The following is an 18609-nucleotide window of genomic DNA, read 5'->3' on the forward strand; positions in this document are numbered from 1 at the left end:
ACAATATGGTAGTAGAGCCAAAAATATTAAATAATATATGTATAACAGCTCATCCATTAGGCTGTGCTAAAGAAGTAGAAAATCAAATTAATTATGTGAAATCACAGCCAAAAGTAAAATCTAATGTTAAAAATGCTCTTATATTGGGAGCTTCAGGCGGATACGGACTTGCAAGCAGAATAGCTATAGCTTATGGACTAGGTGCTAAAACTATGAGCGTATCATTTGAAAAAGGAGCTACAGCAAGAAGAACAGCTACTCCAGGCTGGTATAATAATGAGGCTTTTTCTGCTTTCGCTAAAAAAGACGGAATAGAGGATAAGAATTTAATATTAGATGCTTTTTTAAACGCTTCAAAAGAAGAAGTTATTAAAGAAGCTAAAACATTCTTTAACGGTGAAAAAATAGATTTACTTATATATAGTTTGGCAGCTCCAGTAAGAATGGATGAATCAACAGGAACACTTTACCGTTCATCTTTAAAACCTATAGGAAAAAAATATAATGGTATAGGTGTAGATTTCCTTACAGAGGAGTTATTAGAGGTATCTATCGATCCTGCTAATGAAGACGATATAAAATCTACTGTAAAAGTTATGGGCGGAGAAGATTGGAAATTATGGACAGATGCTTTGCTTAATGCTGATTTATTAGCTGAAAATGCTATTAATGTGGCTTACTCTTATATAGGCCCTGAAATGACAAAAGCAGTGTATAGAGAAGGTACTATTGGAAAAGCTAAAGACCACTTAGAAGCAACAGCTCATGAGTTGGATAAAGAAATGCAGGAGAAAATCAAAGGACATGCCTATGTATCAGTAAACAAGGCGGTAGTAACTAGATCTTCAGCAGTTATCCCTACAGTTCCTCTTTATATAGGTATATTATTTAAAGTAATGAAAAATAAAGGCCTTCATGAGGGCTGTATAGAGCAAATGTACAGACTTTTAAATGAAAAACTTTATAATGGCGGAGAAGTACCAGTTGACAGCGAAAACAGAATAAGATTAGATGACTGGGAATTAAGAGAAGATGTTCAAAAAGAAGTTTTGGATTCTTGGAATAAATTAACAAAAGATAATCTAAAAGAAATAGCTGATTTGGAATTATTCAGAAAAGATTATATGAATATGCATGGCTTTGATGAGGAAGGTATAGATTATAGTCAAGATGTTCAGATATGATGATTGATTATTAAAATAAGAATTAAAGCGAAGTTTTAATATTTTATTAGAGCTTCGCTTTTTTATTTTAAATTAATTGATATTTTAAATTAGTCAATTAATATGGTTTGCATACTTTACATGCTGTATAACCTTTTTGTTTGGCTTCTGACAATGAAATTTTATAGGCTTCTCCTCTTATTGTTCTGCAATTTTGAAGATGGTATTTTTTGCCTGTTTTTGTTATATATACAACATTTTGTGCTATTAAATTAGCTGATATCATTAATATTATTATAAATGTTATTACTTTTTTCATATTTTGCCTCTTTGTATGGTATAATTATAGATAATATGTAAATTATTGCTTTTTATAAACAATTTATATGTGGTTTTTATTGAATTTTTTAAATTATTTTAATTTTTTTAAAATAAGTTCTTGACAAAAAAATAAATAGGTATATAATACAAACCATTCGTTGACTAATTTGGAGTTGTAGCTCAGTTTGGTTAGAGCGCCTGCCTGTCACGCAGGAGGCCGCGGGTTCGAGCCCCGTCAACTCCGCTTTTTATTTTAACATGGAGAGCGATAATGCCTAATATAGCTTCAGCATCTAAAAGATTAAGACAAAATGAAGTTAGAAATCTTTATAATAGAAAAATTAAAAGTTTCTTAAATACTCAAAAAAAGAAAGTAATCAAAGCAGTAGACAGCAATGATAAAAATCTTGCTTCAGAAGAATTCAAAAAATATGCTAGCGCTTTAGATAAAGCTGCTAGAAAATCTGTTATTCATGCTAATAGAGCAGCTGCTAAAAAATCTGATATGATGAAAAAAATTAATGCTATGAATTAATTTTTGTTTATTTATTGAAAGTTAATAAGGCCTATACGTTATAGTATAGGCCTTTTTTATTGTTTTTTCTATATTTTTTTAAAAAAATTTACATTTTTGTAAAAAAAATATAGATTTTTTTATTTCCTAATATAAATTTTTTGTTATTATTATAATATACAGTTCAAGGTTATTAAATAATATGTGCTGTTCTGATATTGTTGTTTATATGATTTTAACTGTATATAAAGGTAAATTATTCCGGATTTTTTGATAATATTATCACAAAAAAATATAATATATGGGGAGGATTTATTATGATGAAATATTTAAATTCTTTAAATAATAATTATAATGATTCTGTTATATTTAATGATGATGATTATAATTCTTTAATCGAAGAGTATAATGATATTATTAAAAATAATACATCTGAACAAGAAAATGATAATCTTTAAACTATTTTAATAATACCGGTTATAAATTATGTAGCCGGTATTTTCCTTTGGGAAAAAGGATATAAAAAATTCTAACTTTATAATTATAAAATACGAAAATAACTACTATGAAATATTTAAAATTAATTTTGATTATATTGATACTTAATATAAATATATATTCTCAAACTATGACAGAAAATTCTCTGCCTTTGAGAGCGAAAAATTTTTTAAATATTAATTTTCCTGGAAATAATATAGAATCAGTTTCATTATATCAAAATGGCGGCGGATATGAAGTTGATATAGACTTCGGATATAAATTCATTTTTTATAATACAGGGCTTTGGAAAAAGATATCTATAATCAATGATGAAACTAAAAACATTGGAATACCTAGAAGCTGCATACATAAATCTATGGTTAATGTTATAGATAATGAGTACCCTCATTCTAAAATAACTGATATAGAGAGAAAGGATAAAAACTTTATTATTAAATTAGACGATAAATATTTAATAGAAATCAGCGGATATGGTATTATAATAAGTCAGGAAAATTTGGATAATACCCAAACTGATGCAACTAATTAAGATATTATTTCCTTAGATTTATTAAATGCTATTATAGATCTTTCTCTATCTCCCATCGCATTATAAGTATTAGCGAGCAATATATAAACTTCTTTATTGTTGTTATCTAATTTAATACATTCTTCTAATATATTTACAGCATTATCATAGAGTCCTGCTGAATAATATGAAAGGCCTAAATAATAATAAGAAGATGAATGCCTATTGTTTATTTCTATAGATTTATTTAAATATGATATAGCATTTATATAATCTTTAGTTTCATATAAAGAAATACCAAGATAATAGTATAATAAATAATCTTTATCATCTATATTTAAAGCATTATTAAAGGCATATACCGCATTATCAAAATCGTTAAGCATAAAAAAACAAAGTCCCATATTAAAATATGCATGATAATTATCTTTTTCTACTTCTATTACTTTTTTTAATATATCTGCAGATTTTTTATATTCATATTTATCTTTATATGAAATAGCTAGCATATAAAGACTTGTATAATCATATTTATTAAGTTCTATAGCTCTTTCAAAAGATTCTATAGCTTCATCTGTTTTTTTCAAATTATATAAAGCTATTCCCAAAGTACGCCAATTAAGATATTCTTTAGGTGCTATCATAAAAGATTTATTCAATACATCCACTGCATCTTCATATCTTCCAACTTCTGCATAGCATTTTCCAAGCCAATTAAGACTTATATAATCATTATTTTCTATTTCATAAGCTTTTTCAAGATGTGTTATGGCATTATGATAATTTTTATCCTTTGTGTATGATATTCCTATAAGTCTCCATATAGAATAATCGCTGCTATTTATAGACAGTGCTTCTTTAAAAAGTTCTATGGCATTTTTATGATTTCCTAATTGTGTATAAAATACTCCGAAATCTACCCTTACTTTATGATTATTAGGTTCTCTATCACATAGTTCTTTATAGTGTGATATCATGTTATTTACTTTATTTTGAAGACTATCATCTGATGAATTTTCCATAATGATTTACTTTCCCAAACAATTATTACTTATATAGTATATCTGCAAGTTTATTTTTTTCAACTTTTAATTTTAATATTTATAAAATGTTGATATATACTTTTTAAAAAATAAAAATATTATTGTAATTTTATAAAAATTTTATTATATTACTTAAATAAACAATAAAAATTGACAAACCTATTATTTTTTAATATACTACATATAGGTATATACAAAAGGAGTTAAAAATGAAAAAAGTTATAATAATAGGAGGAGTTGCTGCTGGAATGAGTGCGGCAGCCAAAGCAAGAAGAATAGATAAAGAAGCTGTAATTACAGTTTATGAAAAGACAGATGTTGTATCTTGGGGAGCATGCGGTATGCCTTATTATGTGGGCGGTTTTTATGAAAGCCCTAATACTATGATAGCAAGAAGTGCTGAGGCTACTATAAAATCAGGAATAGATTTGAAAGTAAAACATGAAGTTTTGAAAATAGATGCTCAAAATAAAAAAGTATTAGTTAAAGATATAGTTAATAATAAAGAGTTTGAAGATAATTATGATTCTCTTCTTATAGCCACAGGAGCAAAATCTATAATTCCTAATATACCAAATATTAATATAGGAAATGTATCAACTTTAAAAGATTTTAGCGACTCTATTAATATGAGAGAGAAAATGAAAGATACTAATATAAAAAATGTTGTGATATTAGGAGCTGGATTTATAGCTATTGAGGCAGCTCATGCTTTGAATCATATAGGAAAGAATGTTACTATTATACAGCGTTCAGACAGAGTATTTGGAAATAAATTTGATAAAGAATTTTCTGATATGGTGATAGAGCATATAAAAGAAAATGTTGACTTACATCTTAATGAAAAAGTACAATCATTAGAAGCTGATAATAACAATAATGTAAAAGCAGTTATTACAGATAAAGGAAAGTATGATGCTGATTATGTTGTTGTTGCTATAGGCGTTACACCTAATAATGATTTGGCTAAGGAAGCTGGCATCAAATTAATGGATAATGGTGCTATATTAGTTGATAGGGAAGGAAAAACAAGCATTGATTCTATATATGCTGCAGGAGATTGTGCGAGCATATATGATAGAGTATTAGATGATCAGACTTATGCGGCACTTGCTACAGGCGCTAATAAATTAGGAAGAATGGTTGCAAGTAATTTGGTAGGAGGGCATGAAAAGTTTATAGGAAGTTTAACTAGTGCTTGTATACTTGCATTTGAACTTGAAGCTGCAAGGACTGGAATAACAGAGGAAGAAGCTAAAAAAAGAAATATCAATTACAAAACTGTTACTGTAAAAGATTTAGATCATACACATTATTATCCTGGTTATCAGGACTTACATATAAAGCTTATATATTTAGCTGACAGCAGAAAGATAATAGGAGGGCAGATATTAGGAAAAAGAGGTGCAGTATTGAGAGCTGATGTTATAGCTGCTTGTATACATGCAGGTCTTACTGTAGATGAATTAGGAATGCTTGATTTATGTTATGCTCCTCCTTTTGCAAGGACTTGGGATTCTTTGAATGTTGCTGGAAATGCAGCTAAATAAACAATATTAATTCTAAACCGTGCTGTTATTAATGCAGCATGGTTTTTTACTTTATTCTAATTCCCACCCTCCATATTTTTTGATTTATTTTATAATTGTTATATTTCTATTCTTTATTTATTTAATTAGAAAATATAATTCCCACCCAAGTTTTTTTATGCGATTATGATGCTATTAACCGCACGCAGAGTAAAGCTATAAATATTAACTAATTTATAATAACATGTTAATTATATAAAATATTTCGTTCACCGTGCGTTGATAGATTTTTTAAATTTAAATAACACTTGGGCGGGCATGCTTTTTCTTTATACGCATTGAATATATGTAAACTAGAAATCTTAGTGGAAACATTGAAACAAAAAGGGCGGGGTATGTAAATAAAATTTTTAATATCCTATTGCAAATAACTCTAATTGTTTATTATATATTATTAAAACTTACAATAGGATATTAAATACGATATTGATGATTATTTTTTTATTTTATGCTTACATACAGGACATATAGCAGGGTTTTTACTTTCAGAATCTGTATATCCGCATATATCACATTGCCAGCTTGGTATATCTGCTTTACTATCCCTAAGTAAACTTTGGAATTGTTTTTTATGTCCGTCTTCAATCCTTGCCACATTCATAAAAGCCATAGCTAATTCATCAAAGCCTTCTTCTTGGGCAGTTTTAGCATAAGAAAGATACATATCTATAGATTCATAATTTTCATTTATTATAGACTCTTTTAAATTTTCTTCTGTAGTAGGTATGCCATGAAAACTTTCAAACCATATTTTAGCATGCTCCTGTTCATTTCTAGCAAATCTTTCATAAGCAGCAGCAACATCTTCTTTTCCTTCCTCACGGGCCTTTTCAGCATAATACATATATCTGCATCTAGCCATAGCCTCACCTATAAAAGCATTTCTCAAATTCACCTCGGTTTTAGATCCTTTTAAATTCATAAGATAAGCTCCTTATTAGTAAAAAATTCTAATAAATAATATATTGAATTCGTAAAAAAATACATAGTTATTAAGCAAAAATGTTATTATTAAATATAACAAATAATAAAAATAAGGATAATAAAAAAAATAAGGAACTTAAAAAATAATTTAAGTTATTGTTTTTAATAGTTTTATTTATTAAAAATGATTTTTTATTATTACTATTAAATGTAAATTAATTTATATTTAATAGTAAGTTTATAATATAGAATTTATGTATTTGGTATAAATTATTTTGCTTTAATATTATTTCAATTGTTTCAGCCACTATTTTTATATTTTTTAATAAATATTAAAAAATATATAATACATAAATATTAATATTAAATAATTGAAATTTAAATATTTTGTGATAAAATATCTAATTATCTACTAAATAATCATAAGGAGCGTTCTATGTATGATAATAAAATATATGAGGATATGTGGAATAGTTTTGGTGGTGAAATATCGTATAACTCAGCAATGGAAATATTAAATATATTATTTAAATACTATAAACCTTCAAGTGTTATAGATATAGGATGTGGCATAGGATCATGGTTAAAAGCATTTTCTGATTTAGGTATAAGAAATTATAAAGGACTCGATGGTATTAATATAGATAAGAGGTTAGTCCCAAAAGAAAATATTCAAATTTGTAATTTTATAGAGCATAAAAATATAGATAATATAAAGTATGATTTGGTAACTTATTTAGAAGTTGCAGAACATATATCCAATGAATATTCTGAAGATTTTATAAATTTACTTATTAGTTATGGAGATATAATACTTTTTTCTGCTGCTATACCTGGTCAGCCTGGTGTAGATCATAATAATTGCCAGCCTTTATTATTTTGGGTTAATATTTTTAATAAAAAAGGATTTGATTGTTTTGATTTTATTAGAAATCAAATTTATTATAATGATAAAGTAGATTATTATTATTCTCAAAATATTTTACTTTTTGTAAAAAGAGAAAAAACTGATATATTTACAAAACAATCTTTAGAAGTAAATAATTCTCCAATATTTTATTATCATAGCAGACTTTTTAATCAAGTTGCAATGGAAAGAGATAAATTAAATTCTAAAATAAATAAAATATCTTGGTGGATACCTATAAGAAAATTGAGAGATAAATTTAGGAGTTTATAATAGTGCTATATATTATTTTTATAGCACTATTATATGATAATTTATAATACATTAGCAGCAAGTTCTGCAAGCTGTGAACGCTCTCCTTTTTCAAGTGTTACAGTACCACTTAAAACTTCTCCTTTTGTACGGTCTATTAAATAAGTAAGACCATTGTTTCTTTCATCCAAATAAGGCGTATCTATCTGATGTATATCTCCAGTGAAAACTATTTTTGTTCCTTCTCCTGCTCTTGTTATAATAGTTTTTATTTCATGAGGAGTAAGGTTCTGTGCCTCATCTACTATAAAATATATTTTGTTCAAACTTCTTCCTCTAATGTAAGCAAGAGGTGAAATTACTATTTTTTCATTTTCAAGCATTTTTTTGATATTCTTACTTTCATCGCTGTCATCAGAATGAATATGCTGTATAACTGAAAGGTTATCAAATAAAGGCTGCATGTAAGGATCTAATTTGCTATTAACATCGCCTGGTAAGAAACCTAAATCTTTATTAGAAAGAGCTACTACAGGACGGGCAAGTAATATTTGTCTGTACTCTCTTCTTTTTGCCAAAGCAGCAGCTAATGCTAAAAGAGTTTTACCTGTTCCTGCTTTACCCATTATAGTAACTAATGGTATGCTATTATCAAGCAGTACATCTAATGCCATAGCCTGTTCTTCATTTCTAGGTTTTATTCCATAAGCATCTATATTGCTATCAACATGAATTATACTATTAGTGTCTTCTTTATATTTTCCTATTACAGCCTCATCATCTTCTTTTACTCTGTAGCAGAAATATGTATTAGGATAAATAGAATGTTCACCTTTAACAGCTATTTCTTTATTTTCACTAAGTTCTTTTATATAGATTTTTGCATTATCTCCTGAAATGCTTTCTATTCCTGTAAATAATGAAGATAATTTTTCTATTTTATCAGTATTATAGTCCTGAGTGTCTATTCCTAAACTTCTAGCCTTCATTCTCATATTAATATCTTTAGTTATAAGAATGACTCTGTGATTTTCGCATTTTATATTATAGGCGCAAGATAGTATTTTATGATCAGGTATATTTCCTGCAAATATTTTTTTGAATTCTTCTCTCTCTTCATTATTAACATCTATAAATACTTTACTTTTATTATCAAGCAAAGCACCTTTTTTGAATATATCTTTAGTTTTTTGAAGTTCCTCATTTTTTTCTACAATAACATCAAGTTCACGTATAAACTCTCTGGCATTGAAATTGATAGTATCACTTCCTTTTTTAAATTTATCAACTTCTTCCAAAACTGTAATAGGTATAACTATATTAGTTTCTTCAAAAGAAAATATTGACTTAAAATCATGAAGTATAACATTTGTATCAAATACGAACACTTTCTTATTAGGTATAAAATTCTCTGTCATCGCAAATCCTTAAAATGATTTTTAGCAAAAATAAATGCTATATAATAAGTATTGTACAAAAGAAAGGAAAAATCAAATTCATTAAACTCGTTTCATATTATAAATATATAATTTTGTTATTAGAGTATATAATATTGTTACTGTACATAACATAATAAAATTATATAAACATTATTATATATAAATAACAATAAAGTCATCTATCAAACTTCAAATATAATAATCATACTTTTTAAGTATAAAACTATATAACACATAAATATTTGATATAATTTATTTTTTCTGTAAAATACAAATAAATTAAAACAAAGGAATAAATCAAATGAATATAGAAGAGTTTATAAAACACTGTAAGGAAGGCAATCCTATATCAAGCGAAGATAAAGAACTTTCACCGCTTTTATATGAATGCTCACAAAATGCGATAAAAGTTACAATGGAAATCAATAATTCTTATCATACTACAGATGAGGTAAGAAAATTATTTGAAAAATTGACAGGTGAAAAAATAGATGAAAGTTTCACATGTTTTCCTCCATTTTATACAGACTTTGGAAGAAATATAAAAATAGGAAAGAATGTATTTTTTAATACAGGCTGTTCATTTCAGGACAGAGGCGGAATCACTATAGGGGACAATGTATTTATTGGTATGAATGTAATTATTTCTACACTTAATCATGGAATAGAGATACAAAACAGAAGTACAACATATCCGTCAAAAGTAACAATAGGCAATAATGTTTGGATAGGTTCCGGTGCCAATATATTGCCAGGTGTTACAATAGGAGATAATTCAATAATAGCTGCTGGTACTTTAGTAAATAAAGATATACCTTCTAATGTTATAGTTGGAGGAGTACCTGCCAAAATAATAAGAAATTTATAATAAAAAAATTAACTACAAATATAATTAATGATAAGGAGATTTCTATGAAAAAAATAATATTATCAGCAACTTTAATACTAACTTTTTTAATATCTTGTAGCAATAGCCAATCACAAAATAATCAATCTAAAGGAGGAGATAATATGGATACAAGAGTTTTTAAGATTTACACAAATATAGAAATGAAAAAAGTAAGATTTAAAAACCGTTACGGCATAGAAATAGCAGGGGATTTATATTTACCAGAAAATTATACTAATCAAAAAAATCCTGCAATAGTTGTATCTGGTCCATTCGGAGCAGTTAAAGAACAAGCTTCAGGATTATATGCTCAGGAAATGGCTACTTATGGTTTTGTTGCTTTAGCATTTGATCCTTCTTTTACTGGTGAAAGCGGCGGAGATGTAAGAAACACTTCTTCACCTGATATATTCACAGAAGATTACAGTGCTGCTGTAGATTATTTGGGATTACTTGATTATGTAGACAGAAACCGCATCGGTGCAATAGGTATTTGCGGACTTTCCGGTATGGCTATCACTGCAGCTGGAACTGACACTAGAATAAAAGCTGTTGCAACTCTTTCAATGTATGATATGTCAAGGGATATGAGTAAAGGACATCAAGACTATTATACACCTGAACAAAGAAGAAAAATAAGAGAATATTTAAGCGAGCAGCGTTGGAAAGATGCTGAAAGCAAAACTTATGCTTTAGGTAATCATGAACCCTATTTTGATGAGAACAATAATTTAATGGCTTCTGCAATGGTTGTACCGGAAGAGCTTCCAGAAAATGCTGATCCTGTATTTGCTGCTTTCTACAACTATTATGCTAAAAGAGCTTATCATCCTAGAGCTATAAACTTTGTTACTTCTTGGACTGCCACAATGCCTGTATCATTTTGGAGCTTTCCTTTAATGGTTAATATTAAAGATGTTTCTCCTACTCCTATACTCTTAATAGCAGGCGACAGAGCACATTCAAGATATTATTCTGAAGATGTTTATAAAGAAGCTTTAGAACCAAAAGAATTAGTAATAGTAGAAGATGCTGATCATGTTGATTTATATGACAATATGGAAAAAATTCCTTTTGATAAATTATCTCAGTTCTTCAAAGATAATTTGAAATAATCTATTATATTTTTTTATTAATGTTTTCTTTAAATCCAAGTGTTATTTTTATAATGCTTGGATTTTTATTTATGGTGATCATCAAATAACGCACGGTAAGCAAAGCCTTAATTATAATATCAATTACAATTACTAATTAATCTAATTTTTATAATTTTACTCATCGTGCGGTATGTTAATAATAAATTTAAATAAAGCTTGGGCGGGCTTTATATTTTCAGTATAAACTATAAAGAAATAAAGATAAAAATAACTAATAAAATTAAAAAGTATAAAGGGCGGGCATATGTAATTAAATTTTAAAACTTATTTTAACTCCCCACCCTCAAGATTTTATAATTTTATTTTGCATTAAAACTTATTTTATATTTTTTATTTTAATTAGAATTTATTAGCACCCACCCAAGTTTTTTGTAAATTTGTTATGCACTTACCGCACGATTAAATATTTTTTTAATTTATAGAAGTTTTATAAAAAGAAAATATATTTATATTATATGATTTGTTTAGCGTGCGTTATGAATCAAATTTTATTATTAAATTCATTTGTGAGCCTATCTAAAAATATTTTGGAAGCCCTTGAAAACTCCTGATTCTTCTTCCAAACTATATTAAGCCCAGATTCTAATTTGGGCTTTAAAGGTATAAAACAAATATTTTCATTATGCATGTTGTCTATTAATTTGTCCAAACTTAAAGCATACCCCATTCCTTCCTTAACCATAATCAATGCATTGTAAAGTAAGTTATATGTAGCTGCTATATTAAGTTTATCAAAACTATCACCAAACCATCTTATAAAATCATTGTCGTTTAATTTATTTTCTATAGCCTGCCTAGACATAATTAAAGGTAAATCTAATAAATCAGTTTTGGTTATATACTTCTTTTTTGCAAGTTCTGAATCTTTTCTCATAATTACACCCCAAGTATCTTTAGCAGGTATTTTTAAATAATCATACTTTGACAAATCTGCCGGATCTATTAATACACCAAAATCTAATAATCCTTTATCAAGTTTTTCTGTGATATCATTAAAATTCCCGCTGTAAATATTGTATCTTATATGAGGATAAACACTTTGCATCTCTTTCATAACAGAAGCAAGCAAACTCATAGCCCAAGTTTCACCCGCACCAATAAAAATATCACCTGCTATAACTTCATCTGTAAAATTAAACTCCGCTCTGGTTTTTTCTATCATATCTATTATTTCTTCGGCTCTCTTTTTTAACAAAATACCTTCAGGAGTGAGAACTATATTATTATGCTTTCTTTCAAATAGTTTATGCCCTATATCTCTTTCAAGTATATTTATCTGTCTTGATAAATTTGGCTGAGTAAGATTAAGATATTTAGCCGCCTTTGTAATATTGCCTTCTCTTACAGTTGTTAAAAAATATTTTAAAGCCCTTATTTCCATATACTCTCCAAAATTGCATAAACTTTTTATATTCTATAATAATGCTATAATAATGTAAACAATTAGTTAATGAATATTAATTTTACTATTATTTGTTATATTTAATTTATATATAAAACTAAAATTGACAATTTGAATTATTTAATTATAATGTAGAAATTATTGGAGTTTTATTATGAAGCAAATATATAAGAATCTATATGTAGGTGATGATAGAGATTGTGCTGAGTTTAAAGGGGCTATAGTTCATGCTTGCCAAAGTTGTTTTGTCAGAGGTGTAAGAGGAAATATAGGAGATAGAAAAGTTTATCAAAGTAATAATGATTTGTATTTGAATTTACTTGATATAAGCAGTTTATCTTTTGAATATGCTTTTCCTATGATAAAGATATCTATGGAGTTTATAGATGAACATATAAATGATATGGGAGTATTGGTGCATTGTAATTTCGGTATGTCAAGATCTCCATCTATAGCACTTCTTTATATGGCAAGAAAAGGATATATAGATAATACTTCTTTTAAAGATGCTTTAAGGGATTTTCATGAAATATACACTTACTATTCGCCTGGAATGGGAATGTATAGATACTTCGATAATTATTGGTACGAAATAATGAGTTTTTAGCATTATAGCTAAATACTTGACAATATAAAATATTTGTATTATACTATTAAATATAAATCTTCGGGGCTAGGTGAAATTCCATACCGGCGGTAAAGTCCGCGAGCCTTTTTGATGTTCCTTATTCAAAAATGGCAGATTTGGTGCGATTCCAAAACCGACAGTTAAAGTCTGGATGGTAGAAGATGAAATTAATGTAAACTACTACATGAAATAATGGCTCTAATTGTTATTTTTAACATTTAGAGTTTTTTTGTTTACAAGTCAAAAAATCCGCCACTTAAAAACCCAAAGATTAATAAAAAATATTTTTTTAAGAGTATTAGCATTATGCACAACAACATGCATGAAAAGTACATGAAAATGGCTATAGAGGAAGCTAAAAAAGGAGAAGGTTTTACAAGTCCTAATCCTTTGGTTGGTGCTGTTATAGTGAAAGACGGAAAAGTTATAGGCATTGGATACCATAAAAAATGCGGTGAAAATCATGCAGAGATTAATGCTTTCTTAGATGCTAAAGAAAAAGGCGAAAATGTTGAAGATGCTGATATATATGTAACTTTAGAGCCTTGTTCTCATTATGGAAAAACTCCTCCTTGTGCTGATGCTATTATAAAAAATAAATTAAAAAGAGTGATTATAGGATGTGTTGATTCTAATCCTAAAGTTGCAGGAAATGGTATAAAAAAATTAAAAGATGCTGGTATTGAAGTTATAGTAAATGTGCTTGAAGAAGAATGCAGAAAATTAAATGAGGTTTTCTTCTATTATATAGCTAATAAAAGACCATTCATTGTTATGAAATACGCTATGACTATTGATGGTAAAATAGCTACTGTAAGCGGTAAATCAAAATGGATAACTTCAGAAAAAACTAGAGAGCATTCTCATAGATTTAGAAATAAATACTCTGCTATAATGGTTGGAATAAATACTGTAATAGAAGATAATCCTACACTTAATTGCAGACTTCCAAATACTAGAAATCCTATAAGAATAATTTTGGATAGTTCATTAAAAATAGATTTGGATTCTAATATTTGTAAAACTGCAAAAGAAATAAAAACGTTTATAGCTACTATTAGCAATGATGGAAAAAAAATAAAAGAACTTGAAAGTTTGGGTATAGAGATAATAAAAATAGAAAATGATAATGGCAAAGTAAGTTTAAAAGATTTGATGAGAATACTTGGAGAAGAAAAAAATATTGACAGTGTGTATGTTGAAGGCGGTGCTGCTTTACATGCTAGTTTATTAAAAGAAAAGCTAGTAAATAAGGCTTTGATTTATATAGCACCAAAAATATTTGGAGGTTTTGAAGCAAAAGGCCCTATAGGAGGCGAAGGGATAGATGATCCTAATGATGCTGTTAAACTTGTTGAAGGCAGCATAACAAAAATAGAAGACGATTTGTTTTTGGAGTATTATTTAAAATATTAATTTATATAATATTTAATTATTGGGGACTAGTCCCCAAACCCCTACTTCTTTTGGTGGCCCAAAGAAGCAAAAGGACTGCATTTATACCATTTTGCATTCAATGACATCAAAAAAAGATTATAATTATAGGATTATACAATAATGTTTACTGGTATAGTTGAAGAAATAGGAACTGTTAAATCTGTACAAAGCAAAGTTATTACAATAGAAGCTAGCAAAATATTTGATGATTTGCATTTGGGTGATAGTGTTGCTGTTAATGGTACTTGTTTAACTGTATCTAGTTTTGATAATAAAATATTTAATGCAGATGTTACTCAAGAAACTTTGAACCGTACTAATTTAGGAAGTTTAAAAAACGGAAGTAAAGTTAATCTTGAAAGAGCTATGACTTTAAGTGGAAGATTCGGCGGTCATATAGTAAGCGGACATATTGACGGCGTGGGAAGCATTAAGTCTATGAAGAAAGATGACAATGCTATAATACTCACTATTGAAGTGCCTAAACACTTAATGAAATATATAGTAGAAAAAGGTTCTGTTGCTGTTGACGGCATAAGTTTAACAGTGGCAAGTTTAACTGATAATACTTTTTCTATAGCAGTTATTCCTCATACATTAAAGAAAACTGTACTTTATTATAAAAAAGAAGGTGATAAGGTTAATATTGAAAATGATGTTATAGGCAAATATGTAGAAAGGCTTTTGACATTTAAAGAAGATAATAATGATAGTAAAAAATCCAATATAACAATGGAATTTTTACTTAAAAATGGTTTTTAATAATTATGCACTTTTTACAGCTTTTTACAGCTAATAAATATTAGGAAAAAGTTGAATAAAAAATAAAAATGGAGCATTAAAAATGGAAAATGTTTACAGCACTATCGATGAAGCTTTAGAGGATTTAAGAAACGGAAAAATTATAGTTGTTTCTGATGATGAAGATAGAGAAAATGAGGGCGATTTAATCTGTGCGGCAGAATTTGCTACTACAGAAAATATCAACTTTATGGCTACTTATGCTAAGGGTTTGATATGTATGCCTATGAGTAAAGAGATTACAAATAGATTAAATTTAAATCAAATGGTTACAAAAAATACTGATAATCATGAAACAGCTTTCACAGTATCTATTGACCATGTTGAAACTACAACAGGAATATCAGCTGTTGAAAGATCTATCACAGCTTTAAAAGTTATTGATGAGAATGCTAAACCTGAAGATTTTAGACGTCCTGGTCATATGTTCCCATTACTTGCAAAAGAAGGCGGAGTATTGGTTAGAATGGGACATACTGAAGCTACTGTTGATTTGATGAGATTAGCAGGTTTAAAAGAATGCGGTTTATGCTGTGAGATTATGAGAGATGACGGCGATATGATGAGAAGAGATGATTTGATTGATTTCGCTAAAAAACATAATCTTAAAATGATCACTGTTTCTGATTTGATTGATTATAGAAAAAAGAATGAAGATTTAATGGAGCTTTACGCTAAGGCTAAAATGCCTACTAAATACGGTGAGTTTGAAATACTTACTTTCGTAAATAAAATCACAAAAGAACATCATGTAGTTTTAACTATGGGAGATATTTCAAGCGGAGAAGATGTACTTTGCAGAGTTCATTCTGAATGTTTAACAGGTGATGCATTAGGCTCTAAAAGATGCGATTGCGGTGAGCAGTATGATTATGCTATGAGAAAAATTGCAGAGGAAGGCAGGGGCATAATGGTTTATATGCGTCAGGAAGGAAGAGGAATAGGACTTGTTAATAAATTAAGAGCCTATGAACTTCAGGACAGCGGACTTGATACAGTTGATGCTAATATAGCTTTGGGTTTCAGAGATGATATGCGTGAATATTATGAGGCTTATCAAATGCTTAAAAATTTGGGAGTAAAAAGCATAAAAATAATGACTAATAACCCAGATAAAATAAAGTATTTGAATAATTACGGCTTAGAGATAAAAGACAGAGTACCTATACAGATAGAAGCTTCAGAGTATGATGCATTTTATCTAAAAACTAAGAAGGAAAGAATGGGCCATATATTAGATTAAATTAAAAAATAAAAAACTTGTGAGTGCCTGACATTTGCAAAATGTCAGGGCTTATCAACGAACAAGTTTTTTATATATAATAAAGCGTATGGGCCATATATTAGATTAAATATAAAAATAAAAAATTACTAGCCTCCGGCAACTGACAAAGGAAGTTGCCAGAGCTTATTGCTATAGACAGAAAGCAAGCTAGTAATTTTTTATGATATAGACTAGCATTTTGACATTTATATTAATTTTATTATAATGTTTGTATTATGGATAATGTAAAATATTTTAATACATTGAATGATTATTTTGTGAGATATCTTTTATCTGATAGAGGAAGTGAAGCAATATTGTTGGATTTTATTAATTCAATAATGCTTGACTCCAATATGAAGACATTTAGAAGTGTTGAAATATTAACTCCATTTAATTATAAAGAAAATTATGAAGATAAAGAAACAATTACAGATGTAAAATGTATAACTCAAAATGGTTCAGTTGTTATAATAGAGATTCAGCTTCAAGGAAATTCAAGGTTTCCAGAGAGAATACTTTATTATTGGGCTTCTAATTACAGCAAACTTTTAAAGCAGGGTGAAAAATATGATGCTCTAACTCCTGTAATTAGTATTAATCTTCTTAATTTTAATTTAGATGATTCAGAAAATATTCATTCTTGTTATATGATTTATGATACAGGTAATCAAAGATTATTAACTGATCATTTACAAATACACATAATTGAAGTAAAAAAATTTAAATACAATTTATTAAAACCTGATTTAAATTGCTGGCTTAAATTTTTTACTATAAAGGAAAGTGATAATAAGGAGGTTATAATGTCAGAATTAGTAAAAGAAAAGCCTATAATGGAAGAAGTACAAAGAAGATATAATAACTTCATTAAAGATAGATTGATGATGAATGAATATGATAAAAGACAAGCATATTTATATGGTAATCAAATAATGCTTGAAGAAGAGCGAAGACTAGGAATTGAAGAAGGTAAAAAAGAACAGCAAATATCTATAGCTAGAAACTTTAAAAAAGCTGGCATAGATATAAAAATAATTAGTGAAAATACAGGTTTGAGTATAGAAGAAATAGAAAACTTGTGAGTATCTGATATTTATAAGAATGTTAGAACTTATGAATAAACAAGTTTTTTATATATATAAAAGAATGGGTCATATATTAGATTGAATTTAAAAATAAAAAATTACGAGCCTCTTGCAACTGACAAAGGAAGTTGCAAGAGCTTATTAGCGAGTAATTTTTTATATATAATAAAAAATATAATTAAGGAATTAATACGATCATGAAAACTTTTGAAGGAAAACTCGTTAGTGAAAAACCAATTAAAATCGGTATAGTGTGTGCTAGATTCAATGAATTCATTGTTTCTAAACTTTTGGGCGGTGCTTTAGATGCTTTATCTCGTCATAATATAAAAGACGATGATATTACTGTAGCTTGGGTACCTGGTGCTTTTGAGATACCTCTTATTGCTTCTAAAATGGCTAAATCTAAAAAGTATGATGCAGTTGTTTGTTTGGGTGCTGTTATAAGAGGCTCTACTACTCATTATGATTATGTTTGTGCTGAAGTATCAAAAGGTATTGCTAATGTTTCTCTTAATTCTGATATACCTGTAATGTTTGGTGTGCTTACTACTGAAAATATTGAACAGGCTATTGAAAGAGCTGGAACTAAAGCAGGAAACAAAGGTTTTGATTCTGCTATGGCTGCTATTGAAATGGTTAACTTAATCAGAGAAATAGAAAAATAAAATATCTATTAATAATATTATTTGTCATTTAGTTTTATTAAAGCATAAAGAGCATGGATATAAAATGTTCTTTATGCTTTTTTAGTTTAAGTAAAAAATATAGTTTTTGATTAA

At 27.8% G+C, this 18609-nt stretch carries 19 protein-coding genes, 1 tRNA gene and 1 riboswitch; of the genes, 15 read left to right on the top strand and 5 right to left on the bottom strand.

Annotated features, from left to right (window positions below):
• Positions 1-5 precede the first annotated feature (5 nt).
• Entirely contained in the window at positions 6-1184 is a 1179-nt protein-coding gene (fabV, locus tag BHYOB78_RS01100) for an enoyl-ACP reductase FabV (RefSeq protein ID WP_020064551.1), read from the top strand.
• Positions 1185-1281: 97 nt separating this feature from the next.
• Here the strand turns inward: fabV and BHYOB78_RS01105 are convergent, their stop codons facing one another.
• Positions 1282-1482 (bottom strand): hypothetical protein, encoded by a 201-nt coding sequence (locus BHYOB78_RS01105; RefSeq protein WP_012671511.1) that lies wholly within the window; start codon positions 1480-1482, stop codon positions 1282-1284.
• Between the two features lie 171 nt (positions 1483-1653).
• Between BHYOB78_RS01105 and BHYOB78_RS01110 the strand changes: the two genes are divergently transcribed.
• The 4 genes from BHYOB78_RS01110 to BHYOB78_RS01120 all read left to right on the top strand — a co-directional run bounded on the left by BHYOB78_RS01110 (position 1654) and on the right by BHYOB78_RS01120 (position 3028).
• Positions 1654-1728: transfer RNA gene (locus tag BHYOB78_RS01110), tRNA-Asp, on the top strand.
• Positions 1729-1755: 27 nt separating this feature from the next.
• Positions 1756-2019, top strand: coding sequence for a 30S ribosomal protein S20 (gene rpsT / locus BHYOB78_RS01115; RefSeq protein WP_012671512.1), 264 nt, complete (start codon positions 1756-1758; stop codon positions 2017-2019).
• A gap of 296 nt (positions 2020-2315) precedes the next feature.
• On the top strand, positions 2316-2456 hold the full coding sequence (locus BHYOB78_RS13565) for a hypothetical protein (protein ID WP_012671513.1): 141 nt from the start codon (positions 2316-2318) through the stop codon (positions 2454-2456).
• Positions 2457-2563: 107 nt separating this feature from the next.
• Positions 2564-3028 carry a PepSY-like domain-containing protein gene (locus tag BHYOB78_RS01120; RefSeq protein ID WP_012671514.1) on the top strand — a complete coding sequence of 155 codons (465 nt, stop codon included), beginning with the start codon at positions 2564-2566 and terminating at the stop codon, positions 3026-3028.
• On the opposite strand, the gene BHYOB78_RS01125 is transcribed toward BHYOB78_RS01120, so the two are convergent.
• Entirely contained in the window at positions 3025-4029 is a 1005-nt protein-coding gene (locus BHYOB78_RS01125; protein WP_020064550.1) for a tetratricopeptide repeat protein, read from the bottom strand. The genes BHYOB78_RS01120 and BHYOB78_RS01125 overlap by 4 nt on opposite strands.
• A gap of 230 nt (positions 4030-4259) precedes the next feature.
• Between BHYOB78_RS01125 and BHYOB78_RS01130 the strand changes: the two genes are divergently transcribed.
• On the top strand, positions 4260-5600 hold the full coding sequence (locus tag BHYOB78_RS01130; RefSeq protein WP_020064549.1) for a CoA-disulfide reductase: 1341 nt from the start codon (positions 4260-4262) through the stop codon (positions 5598-5600).
• Positions 5601-6072: 472 nt separating this feature from the next.
• On the opposite strand, the gene BHYOB78_RS01135 is transcribed toward BHYOB78_RS01130, so the two are convergent.
• Positions 6073-6561: a rubrerythrin family protein gene (locus BHYOB78_RS01135; RefSeq protein WP_020064548.1), complete on the bottom strand. Its 489-nt coding sequence runs from the start codon at positions 6559-6561 to the stop codon at positions 6073-6075.
• 438 nt (positions 6562-6999) lie between these two features.
• On the opposite strand from BHYOB78_RS01135, the gene BHYOB78_RS01140 reads away from it, so the two are divergent.
• On the top strand, positions 7000-7743 hold the full coding sequence (locus BHYOB78_RS01140) for a methyltransferase domain-containing protein (protein WP_020064547.1): 744 nt from the start codon (positions 7000-7002) through the stop codon (positions 7741-7743).
• Positions 7744-7784: 41 nt separating this feature from the next.
• Here the strand turns inward: BHYOB78_RS01140 and BHYOB78_RS01145 are convergent, their stop codons facing one another.
• Positions 7785-9140 carry a PhoH family protein gene (locus tag BHYOB78_RS01145; protein WP_020064546.1) on the bottom strand — a complete coding sequence of 452 codons (1356 nt, stop codon included), beginning with the start codon at positions 9138-9140 and terminating at the stop codon, positions 7785-7787.
• Between the two features lie 322 nt (positions 9141-9462).
• On the opposite strand from BHYOB78_RS01145, the gene BHYOB78_RS01150 reads away from it, so the two are divergent.
• Both BHYOB78_RS01150 and BHYOB78_RS01155 read left to right on the top strand, forming a co-directional pair.
• Positions 9463-10029, top strand: coding sequence for a DapH/DapD/GlmU-related protein (locus BHYOB78_RS01150; RefSeq protein ID WP_020064545.1), 567 nt, complete (start codon positions 9463-9465; stop codon positions 10027-10029).
• A 44-nt stretch (positions 10030-10073) separates the two neighbouring features.
• Positions 10074-11165, top strand: coding sequence for an alpha/beta hydrolase (locus tag BHYOB78_RS01155; RefSeq protein ID WP_020064544.1), 1092 nt, complete (start codon positions 10074-10076; stop codon positions 11163-11165).
• Positions 11166-11688: 523 nt separating this feature from the next.
• Here the strand turns inward: BHYOB78_RS01155 and BHYOB78_RS01160 are convergent.
• Positions 11689-12588 carry a LysR family transcriptional regulator gene (locus BHYOB78_RS01160; RefSeq protein WP_012671522.1) on the bottom strand — a complete coding sequence of 300 codons (900 nt, stop codon included), beginning with the start codon at positions 12586-12588 and terminating at the stop codon, positions 11689-11691.
• A 175-nt stretch (positions 12589-12763) separates the two neighbouring features.
• Between BHYOB78_RS01160 and BHYOB78_RS01165 the strand changes: the two genes are divergently transcribed.
• The 6 genes from BHYOB78_RS01165 to ribH all read left to right on the top strand — a co-directional run bounded on the left by BHYOB78_RS01165 (position 12764) and on the right by ribH (position 18495).
• Positions 12764-13216: a protein-tyrosine phosphatase family protein gene (locus BHYOB78_RS01165; RefSeq protein ID WP_020064543.1), complete on the top strand. Its 453-nt coding sequence runs from the start codon at positions 12764-12766 to the stop codon at positions 13214-13216.
• A gap of 52 nt (positions 13217-13268) precedes the next feature.
• Positions 13269-13404: riboswitch (FMN riboswitch) on the top strand.
• 139 nt (positions 13405-13543) lie between these two features.
• On the top strand, positions 13544-14653 hold the full coding sequence (gene ribD, locus BHYOB78_RS01170; protein WP_020064542.1) for a bifunctional diaminohydroxyphosphoribosylaminopyrimidine deaminase/5-amino-6-(5-phosphoribosylamino)uracil reductase RibD: 1110 nt from the start codon (positions 13544-13546) through the stop codon (positions 14651-14653).
• A 141-nt stretch (positions 14654-14794) separates the two neighbouring features.
• Entirely contained in the window at positions 14795-15436 is a 642-nt protein-coding gene (locus tag BHYOB78_RS01175; RefSeq protein WP_020064541.1) for a riboflavin synthase, read from the top strand.
• An 82-nt stretch (positions 15437-15518) separates the two neighbouring features.
• The gene (locus tag BHYOB78_RS01180; RefSeq protein ID WP_012671526.1) at positions 15519-16718 is read left to right on the top strand and encodes a bifunctional 3,4-dihydroxy-2-butanone-4-phosphate synthase/GTP cyclohydrolase II; all 1200 of its coding nucleotides are present in this window, start codon (positions 15519-15521) and stop codon (positions 16716-16718) included.
• 257 nt (positions 16719-16975) lie between these two features.
• Positions 16976-17824: an Rpn family recombination-promoting nuclease/putative transposase gene (locus BHYOB78_RS01185; RefSeq protein WP_012671527.1), complete on the top strand. Its 849-nt coding sequence runs from the start codon at positions 16976-16978 to the stop codon at positions 17822-17824.
• A gap of 200 nt (positions 17825-18024) precedes the next feature.
• Positions 18025-18495 (top strand): 6,7-dimethyl-8-ribityllumazine synthase, encoded by a 471-nt coding sequence (ribH, locus tag BHYOB78_RS01190; RefSeq protein WP_012671528.1) that lies wholly within the window; start codon positions 18025-18027, stop codon positions 18493-18495.
• The last annotated feature ends 114 nt before the right edge of the window (positions 18496-18609 follow it).

Source organism: Brachyspira hyodysenteriae ATCC 27164 (assembly GCF_001676785.2).
In the GTDB taxonomy this organism is placed as follows: Bacteria; Spirochaetota; Brachyspiria; order Brachyspirales; family Brachyspiraceae; genus Brachyspira; species Brachyspira hyodysenteriae.

Excerpts from the sequence above, each read along its gene's own strand:
- BHYOB78_RS01145 (WP_020064546.1), bottom strand. The coding sequence starts at position 9,140 with ATGACAGAGAATTTTATACCTAATAAGAAAGTGTTCGTATTTGATACA.
- BHYOB78_RS01125 (WP_020064550.1), bottom strand. The coding sequence starts at position 4,029 with ATGGAAAATTCATCAGATGATAGTCTTCAAAATAAAGTAAATAACATG.
- BHYOB78_RS01150 (WP_020064545.1), top strand. The coding sequence starts at position 9,463 with ATGAATATAGAAGAGTTTATAAAACACTGTAAGGAAGGCAATCCTATA.
- BHYOB78_RS01180 (WP_012671526.1), top strand. The coding sequence starts at position 15,519 with ATGGAAAATGTTTACAGCACTATCGATGAAGCTTTAGAGGATTTAAGA.
- BHYOB78_RS01140 (WP_020064547.1), top strand. The coding sequence starts at position 7,000 with ATGTATGATAATAAAATATATGAGGATATGTGGAATAGTTTTGGTGGT.
- BHYOB78_RS01160 (WP_012671522.1), bottom strand. The coding sequence starts at position 12,588 with ATGGAAATAAGGGCTTTAAAATATTTTTTAACAACTGTAAGAGAAGGC.
- BHYOB78_RS01130 (WP_020064549.1), top strand. The coding sequence starts at position 4,260 with ATGAAAAAAGTTATAATAATAGGAGGAGTTGCTGCTGGAATGAGTGCG.
- BHYOB78_RS01165 (WP_020064543.1), top strand. The coding sequence starts at position 12,764 with ATGAAGCAAATATATAAGAATCTATATGTAGGTGATGATAGAGATTGT.
- rpsT (WP_012671512.1), top strand. The coding sequence starts at position 1,756 with ATGCCTAATATAGCTTCAGCATCTAAAAGATTAAGACAAAATGAAGTT.
- BHYOB78_RS01135 (WP_020064548.1), bottom strand. The coding sequence starts at position 6,561 with ATGAATTTAAAAGGATCTAAAACCGAGGTGAATTTGAGAAATGCTTTT.
- ribD (WP_020064542.1), top strand. The coding sequence starts at position 13,544 with ATGCACAACAACATGCATGAAAAGTACATGAAAATGGCTATAGAGGAA.
- BHYOB78_RS01155 (WP_020064544.1), top strand. The coding sequence starts at position 10,074 with ATGAAAAAAATAATATTATCAGCAACTTTAATACTAACTTTTTTAATA.
- BHYOB78_RS13565 (WP_012671513.1), top strand. The coding sequence starts at position 2,316 with ATGATGAAATATTTAAATTCTTTAAATAATAATTATAATGATTCTGTT.
- BHYOB78_RS01175 (WP_020064541.1), top strand. The coding sequence starts at position 14,795 with ATGTTTACTGGTATAGTTGAAGAAATAGGAACTGTTAAATCTGTACAA.
- BHYOB78_RS01120 (WP_012671514.1), top strand. The coding sequence starts at position 2,564 with ATGAAATATTTAAAATTAATTTTGATTATATTGATACTTAATATAAAT.
- BHYOB78_RS01105 (WP_012671511.1), bottom strand. The coding sequence starts at position 1,482 with ATGAAAAAAGTAATAACATTTATAATAATATTAATGATATCAGCTAAT.
- fabV (WP_020064551.1), top strand. The coding sequence starts at position 6 with ATGGTAGTAGAGCCAAAAATATTAAATAATATATGTATAACAGCTCAT.
- BHYOB78_RS01185 (WP_012671527.1), top strand. The coding sequence starts at position 16,976 with ATGGATAATGTAAAATATTTTAATACATTGAATGATTATTTTGTGAGA.
- ribH (WP_012671528.1), top strand. The coding sequence starts at position 18,025 with ATGAAAACTTTTGAAGGAAAACTCGTTAGTGAAAAACCAATTAAAATC.